Raw genomic sequence first — 14,183 nt, 5'->3', positions numbered from 1 at the left:
TCAGCCAGCCTCGATCTGTCCAGCAAGGGAAGAAAGCAGCGAGAAGCCCTCCGCTTCCAATTTGCGCAATTCCTCGGCAGTGATATCGATGGCTTGTTGCAGTTGCTCTTCGCTGTGCTCTGCGGTGATGAAAAAGCGCAGCCGCGCCTCATTCATCGGCACGGCGGGATGGGTGATCGGGAAGGCATAGACACCACGCTCAAGCAAGTTGTTGGCGAGTTTCACGGCACGCAAACTGTCGCCGACAATGACCGGCACCACGCAGAAACCGGCGCTCAGACCCGTATCAAGTCCGGCTTGCTTGGCATGGTCAAGAAAATAGCGACCATTGGATTGCAGCTTCTCTACCCGCCACGGCTCCTGTTGCATCACTTGCAGTGACGCTTTGGCGGCCACGGCCAAAGGGGCGGACAGGCCGACACTATACATGAAGCTGGAGGCAAAGAATTTGAGGATGTCAATCAGTTCCTGCTTGCCGCAAATATAGCCCCCACAGCCACTCAAGGTCTTGCTCATGGTGCCCATCCAGATGTCGACTTTGCGTGGATCGATCGATTGTTGCTCGAACAGGCCCTTGCCGGTCTTGCCAAGCACGCCGAGGGAATGGGCCTCATCGACCATCAGCCAAGCCTGATATCGTTCCTTCAACTCAATCGCCCGGGCCAAATCCGGCAGGTCGCCGTCCATCGAGTAGAGCCCCTCGACAATGATCAGGACGTGATCATATTGATTGCGCTGTTCAGACAGAATGCGCTCCAGATCATCGAAATCGTTATGCTTGAATGTCTTGCGGGCCGCACCTGACAATTTGCAGCCGGTCACCACCGAATTGTGGCTGAAACCGTCATAGATCACCAGATCGGCACTGCCGAGCAACTCACCAATGGTCGAAACATTGGTGGCATGACCCGAGACAAAGACCAAGGCGGCCTCGCTCTCATACAGACGAGCCAGATCGGCCTCAAGCTCGCGGTGGAAAGGCCGCTCGCCCGACGTGGGCCGCGAACCGGAAACAGAGGTGCCATAGGTGCCGATGGCGTCGATGGCAGCATCCTGTATCTCAGGCAATCCATTCAGGCCGAGATAGTCATAGGAGGCGAAATTCAAGACCGTCTTGCCATCAATTCGGGTGGTTGCCGATGCCCGCCCCTGATGCTCGATAAAGTAGGGATTGGTGACCCCAAGGGTTTTGGCGGCTTCACGCTGGATGCGGATTTGCTCATAAAGGTCCAGCCGCTTGAAATCGGTGCGATCAGGATTGGCTGCGGCCGTCGGCTGGCGCGAGGGGGTGGGCGCCGGTTTGGTCTTGGTTGCCATTGCGCGGGACGCATTCAATATCGCATCCCGATCAATCCTCGTCTTGCTCATTGCAACATCCCGTTTCAACATGCCTTGCCACTCGGGGCAAATGGGAGCCGGTTCATCTTCTTGCATGGAGGGCCCGCTGCTCCGAACGGGTCATCCATCATGCCACCCGCAGGGATCAGGGTGCCTTGCGCAGAGGGGCCAAATCACCGGCAACCTTCGCGACATCGGCATCCTTGCCAACATGCTGCTGCAGCAGGGCGGACTGGGCGCTTGAAAGCTCAGAGTTTGTGCCTTTGCGAACCCGCTGGACAATGCTGGCAGCAATATCCTCAATGGTCGTGCCATCGGAAATGGCCCCCATCGGGATTTCGATATCCAGCTTCTGCTGTGCCGCAGAGCGCAACTCCATGCCCATCAGACTGTCCATGCCAATGTCGCTCAAGGAGCGGTTGAGTTGGATTTCCTCAACCGGCATGCGGAAAATGTTGGCCACTTCACCGGCCAACAGCTTGGCGATGGTATCGCGGGCGGCGATGTCATCAAGCCCCTCAATCAGTGTCGCAATGTCAATCGACTGTCGATCCCGATTGGAGGATTGTTCCGCTTCGCGCGCCAATAGGTGATAGGCCGGATGCTTGAGCAAGGCGAGATTGTTCTTGGCATAGCTCCAATCCATCGGCGCCAGGGTCAGGCTGGCCGGCATGACCACACCATAGGTGGCCAGCAACTCGGCCAATCCGTCAAGGGCACGGCGGGCCTTGAATTCCATCCCCCCGGTGGCGCGGGCGAGAATTTCGGCAGTTTTTTCTTCCCGCGCCAGGATACCCTTGTCGGTGATCGCCCCCCAGCCAATCGACAAAGCTGGCAAGCCCTCGCTACGGCGCTTGGCGGCCAGACCATCGAGATAGGCATTGGCGGCAACATAGGCGGACTGCCCCGGATTGCCCATCAGCACCGAGACCGAGGAATAGAGCCAGAAATAGTCGAGAGCATCCTCCCGTGTCAGGCGATCGATATGCGCACCGCCAACCACTTTTGGTGCCAGAACGGCATCGATTCGACCGTCGTCGAGATTGGCGATCAGCGCATCATCGAGCACCATCGCTGCATGGATGACACCACGCAGCGGAGCGCTTTGGCGCAGATCATCCAGCAAGGATGCGAGCGCTGTCTCACTGGTCGCGTCACAAGCAGCCACCTTCAGGGACGCACCCAGCGCCTCCGCCTTGGCAAGCAACGCCTGCGCCTCATCACTCACCTTGGCCGAGCGGCTGGTCAGGATGATCGAACGCGCGCCTTTGTCAAGCAACCAGTCCGCTGTCTCCAGACCAAAGCCCCCAAGGCCACCGATGATCAGATGATGGCCGTCGGCATCAATCTTGAATGGGCTAGCTCCTTGCCCCTGCAAGGTTGGCTCCGGCGCTTTGACAAGAATTTTGCCAATATGGCCCGAGCGCTGCATCAGGCGGAACGCATCGACAATGTCACTGCTGTCAAACAGACGATAAGGCAACAGGGTGAAATCACTGCTTTCAAACAGGGCTTCCAGTTCCCCGAACAGGCGACTGGAGAGCGCTGGTTGATGATTCAGCAATTGATCGGCATCGATGCCGAAATAGCTGATATTGCGGCGGAAGGGGCGCAGCCCGATCTTGCTGTTGCCGTAAAAATCGCGCTTGCCCAGTTCGAGGAAGCGGCCAAAAGGCCGGACCAGTTCGATGCTGCGTTCCATCGCTTCACCGAACAGGGAATTGAGCACCACATCGACCCCTTCGCGCCCGGGACCATCGGCCTTGCGGGTGATGGCCCGGACCTGATCGACGAAATCGAGCGAGCGGGTATCAAGCACATGATCAACGCCGAGCAACCGCAGGAAGTCGCGTTTTTCATCATTGCCGGCAGTGGCGATGATGCGGGCACCACGCCATTTGGCAATTTGCACTGCGGCGAGGCCAACAGCACCCGCAGCTCCATGAATCAGCACCCATTCGCCTTCTTCCAAACGCGCTAGATGATGCAGGGCATAATAGCTGGTGAGGAAGGCCACCGGCATGGCAGCAGCGGCTTTCAGATCCATCGCCTCAGGCAGGCGCGAGACCGCGACTTCGGCCACCGTCACGTGGGAGGCAAAGCAGGCCGGGGCCAATGCCATCACCGCGTCACCAACCTTCAGACGCTTGATGCCCTCCCCGACCCGAATGACACGCCCGGAACATTCAAATCCGAGCGTCGGACCGGCAAAGCCATCTTCCAGCGCTTCCTCGGGCAACAGACCCTGCGCCCACATCAGGTCGCGGAAGTTGAGCCCTGACGCGGCAACCTCGATTTCCACCTCACCAGCCTTTGGTGGGAGGCGATCAACAGGCACCCATTTCAGCCGATCAAGGGATCCGGTGCGCGGATGGGTCAGCTTGCAGGCTGCCTTTTCGTCAGACTGCTTACGCCCTCTTTGGGCCGACAGCTTGGGACCCCGGGCAATGCGCAACAGCGACAGGCCATCGGCTTCGAGCCGAAGCTCACGCTCCTCACCCGGCATAGCAAGCAACTGGGTGAGGCCTGCGACCTGATCGGTGACAGCAAGCGAGCCATTCAGATCCACCAGACGGATATCGAGGTGGGAATATTCATTGCCTGCGGCGCGGGCAAAGGCCCAGACCCCCGTTTGGGCCGGATTGACCGCGCCGTCAGTGCCATCATGATATCCATCGGGAGCAAGCATCCAGAGACGCACCGCCTTGTCCGGCAAGCCAACCAGCAACTGGCGCAGCCAATGCAGGCGCTTGGCCATGGCTGCAAATGGTTCGGTTTCAGCGACAAAAGCCCCGGCAAGGAAAATCAGATCGACGGAACCGGTCTCGCTTTTCGACATGATGGTCGCCAACAAGGTCTGCCAAGCCACCTTGTCAGACACGTCCCCCTTGCATGGCAGAGATTGTGTGTCCGCCTGCTGCCCGCTCGCCGCCAGTTGGTCTGACAGAAGAGTGGCAAACAACTTTTCGGCCTTGTCGGAGGCGTCCGTCAGCACAATGGTCTGAGGTCGCGCAAGGGCCGTGTCTTCGAACGCAGCGCCTTTCGGCTTGCCTGCCGTTTCGCTTGCAGGCTCGCTCAGCGGAGCTGTGGCCAGCAGCCAATAGGATCCGGTCAGTCCCGTCGCCTCGCCTGCGCCTTCGAAAGGCAACAATTCGACCGAGGCCAGACCTGCCTCGCTGATCCATCCACGCCAATTGTCAGCGGTGCCATGGCTGGCCACCGGATAGGTGGGATCAAGAGAGCCATCAAACCAGCGGGATGCCATGCCAAAGCAGATATCCTGAAAGACCGAACCGTCCGTCAGGGTTGCCAGCATCAGGCCATGGTCGGCCAGAAGGGTCGGCAGATGCGGTAGGATGCTGGCAGCATCATTCATCATTTGCATGTTGTTGGCCGTCAGAATCACATCGAATGATCCCAAGCTGCGCAAGTCTGCGAGAGCGGCCTCCAGCGTCAAGGCTTTAAAATGGGGCGACTGGGCGAACTGGATCCCCAAACGATCAACCACCAACTTGTTGCTGTCGATGCTGACCCACTGGCCATTCAGCTGTTCGATGCGTGGCAACAGGCTTTTGGTCAATTGCCCCCCGGCGGTGCCCAATTGCAACACGCGCAAGGGACGCCCCTCTGGCCATTGTTGCAACAGAAGGTCAAAGGCTTTGGACAATTGCTCCAAATGGGCCCGTGCCATGGGTGAGGCTGAAAAATGCTGGTCCAGCAGATCGTTTGAATAAAGATCCCGGATCCCTTCGGCCAGATCGCCTGCCTTGGCCTCGCCGGACAAGATCCGCATCAGACGGGCCTCGGCATGGTTGAGCAGAATGACTTCCCCCGACCAGGCCGGATCTTCCATCAGCAGCAATTCGAGCACCTGAGAAGCAGGCGGCATGGAGACGGAGGAAGCCAGCTTGACGCCATCCTCGCCTTGCTCTGCCATGCCGGATTCGATGCAAATGGTCACCAAAGACCAGAAGAGAGTATCACGCTGGCTGCGGCGACGCTTCAGATCACTGGCAGCCTCCTCACCGGATAGGGCCGGGTCAGACTGGAGGGCTGGCAACTTATCGGGCGTCAGATCGGTGTCCGTACCAATCAGTGCCTTCAAGCAATCATAGGCGACCTGACGGCTGGCGGCCTGAAGGATCAGGTGCCGTTCTTCTGTCTGGGTCCAATCATCGGCCCCATTCTTCTGCAAGGCGGTGCGGAAGGCCATCAGATCAAGGGCAGCGGAAGGCTGACGTTCGCTGTCATAGGTGGTTTTTACGGTGCGATAGCCATAGGTCAGACGATTGATATCCTGACGCTGGACCAGAGCGGAGGCACGGAAGCGGGCATCGCGCAGGGTGGCGATCAATGTGCCGTCTTCTCCAAACAGGTCGATATCCGCCTGAATACCACGATTGTTCGACCGCAAGACAAGGATCCGGGCGGAACGGACTGGTTTTTCCGTTTGCAGCAGCCGCAAGCGGCCAAAGCGCACCGGAATGAAGGCCATTTTCTCGGCACCATCATCAAGCTCTTCATAGAGTGAATTGAGTGCATGGAAACAGCCGTCCAGATCGAGCGGATGCAACCCGTAAGGCGCCGCCTGCTTTTCGCGCGCCACGATGCTCGGTGAGCGCTCGGTCAAAAGCAGGTCGATGTGACTGTCCTCAAACCGCAGGAAATGGGAAACGCGGCGGAAAGCAGGACCAAAATCAAGACCAAAGTCGCGCGAGACCGCGTAAAGCGCCTCAATCTCCGCTTCAGGCAACGGAGCGGCTGCTGCCGGAGCCGTCAGATCATGATCAGCCGTTTCGACCATCGCATCGCCCGGAATTCTGGCAATGCGGGCCTTGATATGCCGTTGCCACTCCTCGTCCACCAGACGTTTGCGGCTGAGAATTTCGACATTGTTGCTTTCAAGATCAATCCGCGTGCGAACCGAAACGGATTGATCTTCAGCCAACGGCAGCGCCTTCATCAAATCGAAGTCGCGCAATTCAACCAGATCGGTCTCAAGAGCTTGCCGAGCTGCGGCAAGCGCCATTTCGGCAAAGGCAGCTCCCGGCAAAATGACCTTGCCATCAACCTTATGGTCGGCGAGATAGGGGATTAGTCGGGTATCGAGTTCGCTGTCCCAGATCAGATCGCCGGGTCTGAGCTGCTGGCCAAGCAGGGGATGGGCCGGAATCGAAGGGGAAAAGACCTCAAAGGCATCGCTGCTGGCTTCCAGCTTGAATGGTTTGAGCTGCCAAGGATAAGACGGCAGCGGGAAGGACAGGCCCTTCTTGTCACCGAACAGTTTGATCGGGTCCGGCTCGATGCCGACAGCCAATGCCCGCCCGGCAGCAATCAAGACCGGATCGACATGATCGGCCTCGGCCTGCGTCAAGCTTTCGATTGCCGTTGCAGTAACCCCTTTTTCACGGGCAATCTCGGCAATATAGCTTTTGAGGATCGGGCGCGGGCCAATCTCGATGAAGGAGCGATGTCCTTCTGCCAGGGCCAGCGATACCGCATCGCAAAAGCTCACTGGCTCGCGCACATTATGCCACCAGTAATCGCCGGTGATATCCTCGCCCTCGATCAGCGCTCCCGTCACACTCGAATAGAAGGGAATCGAGCTTTTGTGGGGCTTGATGCCCGACAGGTCTTTGATCAAACCATTCTTGATCGGATCGATCTGACGGGAATGGAACGGATAGTCGATATCCAGCAGCAAACCCGACAGGCGATTTTTGCGGGCATAGCGCATGAAGGATTGCAGCGCCTCCGACGGACCGGACAGTGTCAAAGAGCGCGGAGTGTTGATGGCCGAGATCTCGATCTCTGTATGACCCTCGGCCGCCAGATGTTTGGCCACTTCACTTTGAGACAGTTTGATGACCGCCATCTGACCAAAGCCGCGGACGGCTTCCTGATGGTAAGACCGCAAATAGATGACAGCAACCGCATCCGGCAGGCTCAGCGCCCCTGCCGCCCATGCCGCAGCAACTTCACCCACGGAATGACCGAGCACCCCGGCAGGCTTCAGGCCCAATTCTTTCAAGGCGCTGGTCAAGGCCACTTGCAGTGCAAACAGCAAAGGTTGGGCAATCGAGGTGAGCTTGAGATCCTCCCCAAGCGTTTCTGCAAAGAGCCGCTCTTTCAACGACCAATCAGCATGCGCTGCGAACAGGTGATCCACCTGATCGAAAGTGGATCGGAATGCGGCATTGTCGCGATAGGCCGCCTGCCCCATGCCGACAAATTGGGAGCCGTTGCCGGAAAAGACAAAGACCGGATCCGCGTCGGGTTTGGCAACCATCCCCGTCAGAATGGCGGGATTGCGCTCTCCTTTTACAAACAGCTCGAGCTTGTCGGTCAGATCCTGCTTGCTTTTGGCCGCGATCACCAAACGTTCGTCCATCCGTTCCCGGTGCCAGGCATAGGCGTTGCTCCAGTCGCCCAGCGAGGAATGCACTTCCCGCGCGATGCGATCAGCAGAGGCCTTGGCGAGGACTTTCAGACTGTCGGCAGTCTTGGCAGACAGAATCATCAACTGATCGTTGGTGTCCCGCTCATCGTCGGCACGCTTTTTGCGTCTGGTCTTGGCAACCAGAGCCGCCGTGCGCGGTGCCTTGATCTGATTGGGGTCCGCTTGCGAGACCAAAAGGTGCGCATTGGTGCCGCCAAACCCGAAATTGTTGATCCCGGCATAGAGCAGATCCTCGGATTTCTCGATCATCGTCTCTTCGCGGTTGAGGGCGAGATTGAGATCATCGAACGGAATGTCCGGATTGGGTGTCTTAATATGCAGGCTGGCAGGCAGGACATTGTGCTCCAGCGCCAGCAAAGCCTTCAGGATGCTGGCAATGCCCGAAGCCGGTTCCAGATGGCCAATGTTGGATTTGACCGAGCCGATCGGCAGAGGCGTCTTGCGACCCTTGGCCAAAACCTTGCCAAGAGCATAGGCTTCGGTGGGATCGCCGACGCGGGTACCCGTGCCATGCGCTTCAATGAAGGCCAACTGATCCGGGCTGATGCCCGCTGACTGATAGACCTGTTGCAGCAGTTCGGCCTGAAATTCCATTGACGGCAAGGCAACGCCGGAGGTACGACCATCGGAATTGATGCCGGAAGCAACGATGCGGCCAAAACTCTTCTGAGTCTGCGCATCATGCACATCACTGCGTTGAAGCACCAAGGCCACGGCGCCTTCTGCCCGGACATAGCCGTTGGCATTTTCATCGAACGGGCGACACAGGCCCTCGGGCGACAGCATCGAAGCGGCCGAAAAACCGACAAAGGGGAAAGGCGAAAGCAACATGTTGACCCCGGCAACAATCGCCGTGTCAATCTCGCCCGACTGCAGGCGCTTCATCGCCAGATCCATAGCCACCAACGAGGAGGAACAGGCGGTGTCGACCGTGAAGCTCGGACCATGCAGGTCAAAAATATAGGAAATGCGGTTGGAAACCAGCGACATGGTGTTGCCGGTCATCATGAAGCTGTCGGAATTGGCCGGATCGAAGAAAAACCGGTTGGAATGATCGCTGCCCGAATTGCCGACAAAAACGCCGATATTCTGACCGGCAATTTCGGACGGAGGAAGGCCTGCTTCTTCGAGCGCCTCCCACACCAGCATCAGCAACAGGCGCTGCTGCGGATCCATCTGCATGGCCTCTCGCGGGGACAAGGCAAAGACAACCGGGTCAAAGCCCCATACATCATCCAGCACACCGGCACGAAAAGTATAGGCCTTGCCGGGCTGACCCCGGGCGGGATGCAAATAGCGAAAAACAGAAAAACGATCGTCGCCGATTTCTGTGACGCTGCATCGTCCCTGACGCAACAGAGCCCAAAAATCAGCCACAGAATTGGCACTGGGCAACCGACAGGCGCGGCCGATGACTTCAGCGGTCTTTATTGGCACTTTTTTCTCGTGTTTTTTCACTGGTTCCTCAATCCCGTTCTCGTCTTTTGCAGATCATACGACACCCTATTCTTTCGCACGCATTGCAGAAAAGTGAAGCCGCCTCCGCTTCAATCTGCTATAGACTCCCCGCCCCGTTTTCGTTCGGCGAGCAATTCAATAATTGTCTCGATCTCGCAAAGGTTGCGCCCAATCGGATCTATGTAACGCGCATAAGATATAAAAGCCGCAAATGCAAGTTGTTCCATCGAAACAACCTCCCGCCTTACGGGTGCCGGAAGCGCATCATCGGTCAGCCCCCAACCAGCATAGAATGGCATCCCCATGCAAAACACTGGCCGCCCCCAAATCAAAGCTTCAAACCCCACTTGCGAGGTTACGGTGTAAACCTTACGTGCCTGCCGGATCAATCTGGTCGGCAGACAATTTTCGGCAATCACCACCACATTTGGAATAGAGCGCAACGCTAGAATGTCATAATGCCCCATTTTGGAACGAGTATAAATATCGGGGTGCATTTTGACGACGATATGTAGACCGGGATTTTCCTGAATCGCCCGATCGAGCATCGTTTGAAATGTTTCTCCATTTGCCAACCCAAATCGGATCGACGCATCATTTTTCACTTGATCAATAACAAGAACATAATCGTCTGGCAGCAGTGCGTCATAATCCTGCCCTGCATTATATTTCGACAAGCCATATTGACGCCAAAGAGCGAGCACTTTGTCAATCCTGTTCATTTTCTCGGTTGTCAGAGGCTGTTTGATCAAAGCCTCCAGTCGTGACGGGGCGGTTGCATCATAATAGATGCCAAGGTCATCCAGATTGACCGACATGGAGGGATCGTTGCGATGATAGGATCTGAGAAAACCATCCTCCATCAAAACAACGCCCTTGTTGTGAGCCCGAGCCAGTCGCATGGCCAATGCACCGGACCGCCGCCCCCAGCCGACATAGCTTTCACACGCGACGGGCAATGCGAAGCGCGCAAAAGCCGGGGCCTCACCCAGGAGGACGGACACGGCGGGGTCGATGCATAGATCAAGGGAGGGCGAGCCGAATTTTGCCTCGCGCTGCGACAGGACAAGTTTCAAGCTATTGGCAATGCATCGAATGGATTGTCTGATTTCCATTTTTGCACCTCCGTATGCAGGTCGGCCACCCCATGGTGCACCAACCATTCGTTCCGATCTTGTCCCGAAATTTCAATCTCGTGCTGTCTTGTGGCCTTTCAACACCCAACAATCAATTCGGCAGTTTAATGCATCAAGTGGTTTTCGCGAAACTTTCAACAGAAGAATCTGCCCCTTTTTTGTCCCCGCTCTCTTTCAGGAAGAGCGGCACCGGAGACGAGCCTTGCTCTATGGTAATCATTTTTGACCAGAAAATTGGCGCTGGCCAGCATTCGGTTGCTGGAAATGAAAGCCTTGAGAATAGATTTCCAATTGCCCCAAGAGACCCAGTGGAACCCTCCGATCGCCCGCTAAGCTTGCTTCCAATCTTTGAGTTGACACGAACGGTAAATTTGCTAAAAATCCACCGACCTGGCCACCCATGGCTTTCTGATGCGCCATGAGGGAGACCAGAAACGAGGAAAGGGACGCATGTCGGACTTGCTCGACGGGATGATAAAGGCAGCCTTGAGCGCCGCCGAGGTCATACTAGATATTTATGCGACGGATTTTGATGTCTGTGTGAAGGGTGACGCATCGCCCGTGACCCAAGCGGATCAGGCCGCCGAAGCCGTCATTTTTGACCATCTGACCCAACGATTTCCCGACATTCCCGTCATCGCCGAAGAAGCGGTCTCTACGGGCAGAATCCCCGAAATTGGCAGAGACTTCTTCCTTGTCGATCCGGTTGACGGCACCAAGGAATTCATATCACGCAATGGCGAGTTTACGGTCAATATCGCCCTGATCCGCGACGGTCTGCCGCAGATTGGGGTTGTCTTCACCCCCGCCAAAGGCTGGCTGTTTGTTGGTGACGTCGGCCGTGGTGCTTGGCGTGGCCACGTCAGGGATCCGCGCCAAAGCCATGCCATCCTCAACAAGAGGTCTATTGAAGTCCGCGACTGCCGGGACCGTGTCGATGTGGTCGGATCACGCTCACATCTCTGTGAAAATACTGAGGCCTATCTAGATCAGTTCGACATCGGCAAACACAAGCCCGTCGGATCGTCCCTCAAATTCTGCTTGCTCGCTGCCGGAGAAGCGGACCTTTATCCGCGCTTTTCACGGACCATGGAATGGGACACCGCAGCGGGCGATGCCGTTCTGTCAGCAGCTGGCGGCATTGTGGAGACGGCGGAAGGGCAGCGGCTGCTCTATGGCAAGATCGTGCAGGAGGATGCCCCCTTTGCCAATCCTGCCTTTGTGGCCCGCACCAGGACATGCCCGCTGCCCGAGTGACCGCCTATTGCAGGAGCGGCTTCCAAAGGCCTGCCGGAAGTTGGGCGAAAACCTGATGGTGGGCAACAATAATGGCAAAGCCAATTGACAGAGATACACTGGTTTCGTTTAAACAGGTCATGCAATCACCTAGCAGGGGCTCATGACCATGGCTGACATCGTATTTCCCGTTCTTCTGTGTGGAGGCTCCGGTACCCGACTTTGGCCCTTGTCGCGGAAGTCCTATCCGAAGCAATTTGTCAAACTTACCGGTGAGAGAAGCCTATTTCAAGCATCCGCCCTGCGTCTGCAAGGAGAAGGGTTTGCGTCCGCTTCAGTGATTACCGGCGGTGATTTTCGTTTCATTGTGCTTGAGCAACTCTCCGCGCTGAATATCCTGCCGCAGTCAGTGCTGATCGAGCCGATGGCGCGCAACACGGCCGCCGCAATCTGTGCGGCTGCCGTGATGATTCATCAGAAAAGCCCGGACGCCCTGATTCTAGTTGCCCCCTCCGACCATGTGATTCCGGATGACAAGCAGTTCCGCGCCACGGTTCGGGCCGCCAAGTCCGCCGCGCGGGCCGGGCGGCTGGTCACCTTTGGCATTCGACCGGCTCGCGCCGAGACCGGTTATGGCTGGCTGGAATTGTCCGAGCAGATCGACGATGATTTTGCCCCAGTTCCGCAACCATTGCGCTCGTTCGTCGAGAAGCCGGATCAACCGACCGCCGACATGCTGCTGGCCAGCAAATGCCATTTGTGGAATGCGGGGATCTTCCTATTCTCGACCGGCGCAATCCTCAGTGCCTTCGAGCGATATGCGCCGGACACCCTGGCCCTCGTCACGGCTTCGTTTGATCAATCCGAGCTGGATCTGGCCTTCACGCGACTTGCCGAGGAGCCATGGGCGGCGCTTGAGGACATTTCCATCGACTATGCCGTGATGGAAAAGGCGGACAATCTGACCGTCGTGCCCTTTGGCGGGGCTTGGTCGGATCTGGGTGATTGGCAGGCGGTCTGGCGCGACAGCGAAGCGAATGAAAAAGGCGTCGTTGCATCGGACTCGGCAACCGCGATCGATTGCAACAACACGCTGCTGCGGACAACCTCGAAGGACCAGCAACTGGTGGGCATCGGCCTCGACAATATCCTTGCGATTGCCATGCCAGATGCGGTACTGGTCGCCCATAAAGACCGGGCGCAGGATGTGAAAATTGCAGTCCAGACCCTCAAAAGCCAAGGCGTCAAGCAATCCGAAACCCTGCCAAAGGATTTCCGGCCATGGGGATGGTATGAGAGTTTGGTGATCGGCTTACGTTTTCAGGTGAAACGGATTGTGGTCAATCCGGGTCAGGCGCTGAGCCTGCAAAGCCATCACCACCGGTCCGAGCACTGGGTCGTTGTGGAAGGTACCGCCAAGGTGACGGTGGATGAAAAGGTGCAATTGCTGACCGAGAACCAGTCGGCCTATATTCCCCTTGGCGCAGTCCATCGGATGGAAAATCCCGGCAAGGTGCCCCTCACCCTGATTGAAGTACAGACCGGCAGCTATTTCGGTGAAGATGACATCATTCGTTACGAAGATGTCTATGCTCGGGAATAGGTTTGTTCCCGGATCGCCGAAGTCAGAGGTAATGAGATGAACCCCTTTCCGCCAAATTGAAGCTATATTAGGCAGCGGACTCATAAAACTGGCACCATAGCCTGACGGAAGCGAGTTTGATCATGGCCATAAAGTTAGCAGACGTTTTCTCATAGCGGGTTGCTATGCGTCGGAAGGAGGCTTTGAGCCTGCCGAAGAAGCGCTCGATCTTGTTGCGCTCGCGGTAGATATCGGCGTCAAACTCAGCGGGCAATTTGCGATTTGTCTTGGATGGGATCACGTCGATGGCACCTTGTTCCCAGATCATTTCGCGGATCCAGTTGGCGTCGTAGGCCTTATCTGCGAGCACGTATTGGCCTGGTTGCAAGCTATCCAAAAGCTGTTCGCACGGCGGTGCATCATGGGCTTGGCCGGGCGTCAGTTCATAGCGGATCGGCAAACCGTCTTGATTGGTAAGGGCATGTATTTTCGTGGTTAACCCGCCCCGCGATCGCCCCATGCAACGACGCGGGTCGTTTTTTTGAGCGTCGCCGCAGAATGGTGCACCCTCACCGACGTCCCATCCACCATGACGATATCGACGTTATGCGCATCTGCCACCGCTTCCATGACCCGATCCCAGACGCCTGCATAGGTCCAGCGATTGAAGCGGTTATAGATCGTTGTGTAGGGGCCGTATTGCTCGGGCAAATCGCGCCACGGGATGCCGGTACGTAGAACGTAGAAGATACCGTTGATGACGCGCCGGTCATCGACCCGTTTCACGCCCCGACTGTTGTTCGGGAGAACGGCCTTGATAAACGCCCATTCCAAATCGCTCATGTCTTAGTCCTACTGCGTCACTTTTCTGGCTGTGCATTTTTGTCTATTCCATTTTCTTCGACAACATGGGCAGAATTCGAGAGATTTCACTAGGGATTGTGCGATGAGAATACGCAAGGTTGCGATTGAG

General features: G+C 56.9%; 6 protein-coding genes. 2 read left to right on the top strand and 4 right to left on the bottom strand.

The annotated features are described in order from the left end of the window. From FDK21_RS19790 to FDK21_RS19780, 3 genes are all read right to left on the bottom strand, one after another. Positions 1 to 1,368 (bottom strand): aminotransferase class I/II-fold pyridoxal phosphate-dependent enzyme, encoded by a 1,368-nt coding sequence (locus tag FDK21_RS19790; RefSeq protein ID WP_138150599.1) that lies wholly within the window; start codon positions 1,366 to 1,368, stop codon positions 1 to 3. Positions 1,369 to 1,483: 115 nt separating this feature from the next. Further along, complete coding sequence (locus FDK21_RS19785) at positions 1,484 to 9,235, bottom strand: type I polyketide synthase (RefSeq protein ID WP_138150598.1); 7,752 nt, start codon at positions 9,233 to 9,235, stop codon at positions 1,484 to 1,486. A gap of 110 nt (positions 9,236 to 9,345) precedes the next feature. Continuing rightward, positions 9,346 to 10,371 (bottom strand): hypothetical protein, encoded by a 1,026-nt coding sequence (locus FDK21_RS19780; RefSeq protein WP_281405414.1) that lies wholly within the window; start codon positions 10,369 to 10,371, stop codon positions 9,346 to 9,348. A 471-nt stretch (positions 10,372 to 10,842) separates the two neighbouring features. On the opposite strand from FDK21_RS19780, the gene cysQ reads away from it, so the two are divergent. Both cysQ and FDK21_RS19770 read left to right on the top strand, forming a co-directional pair. Further along, positions 10,843 to 11,649: a 3'(2'),5'-bisphosphate nucleotidase CysQ gene (gene cysQ / locus FDK21_RS19775; protein ID WP_171022207.1), complete on the top strand. Its 807-nt coding sequence runs from the start codon at positions 10,843 to 10,845 to the stop codon at positions 11,647 to 11,649. Between the two features lie 148 nt (positions 11,650 to 11,797). Beyond that, positions 11,798 to 13,231 carry a mannose-1-phosphate guanylyltransferase/mannose-6-phosphate isomerase gene (locus FDK21_RS19770; protein ID WP_138150596.1) on the top strand — a complete coding sequence of 478 codons (1,434 nt, stop codon included), beginning with the start codon at positions 11,798 to 11,800 and terminating at the stop codon, positions 13,229 to 13,231. A gap of 67 nt (positions 13,232 to 13,298) precedes the next feature. On the opposite strand, the gene FDK21_RS19765 is transcribed toward FDK21_RS19770, so the two are convergent. Next, a protein-coding gene (locus tag FDK21_RS19765; protein WP_246657637.1) for an IS5 family transposase occupies positions 13,299 to 14,053 on the bottom strand; the annotation gives its coding sequence in 2 pieces (ribosomal slippage) (positions 13,299 to 13,763 and positions 13,766 to 14,053; 753 coding nt in all). Between the last annotated feature and the right edge of the window lie 130 nt (positions 14,054 to 14,183).

Source organism: Cohaesibacter sp. CAU 1516 (assembly GCF_005771485.1).
Classification (GTDB): Bacteria; Pseudomonadota; Alphaproteobacteria; order Rhizobiales; family Cohaesibacteraceae; genus Cohaesibacter; species Cohaesibacter intestini.
This window is presented reverse-complemented; position numbering and strand designations above follow the sequence as displayed.

What these genes read in the sequence shown, in the direction of transcription:
- FDK21_RS19790 (WP_138150599.1), bottom strand. Translation starts at nt 1,368, where the DNA reads ATGAGCAAGACGAGGATTGATCGGGATGCGATATTGAATGCGTCCCGC.
- FDK21_RS19780 (WP_281405414.1), bottom strand. Translation starts at nt 10,371, where the DNA reads ATGGAAATCAGACAATCCATTCGATGCATTGCCAATAGCTTGAAACTT.
- cysQ (WP_171022207.1), top strand. Translation starts at nt 10,843, where the DNA reads ATGTCGGACTTGCTCGACGGGATGATAAAGGCAGCCTTGAGCGCCGCC.
- FDK21_RS19770 (WP_138150596.1), top strand. Translation starts at nt 11,798, where the DNA reads ATGGCTGACATCGTATTTCCCGTTCTTCTGTGTGGAGGCTCCGGTACC.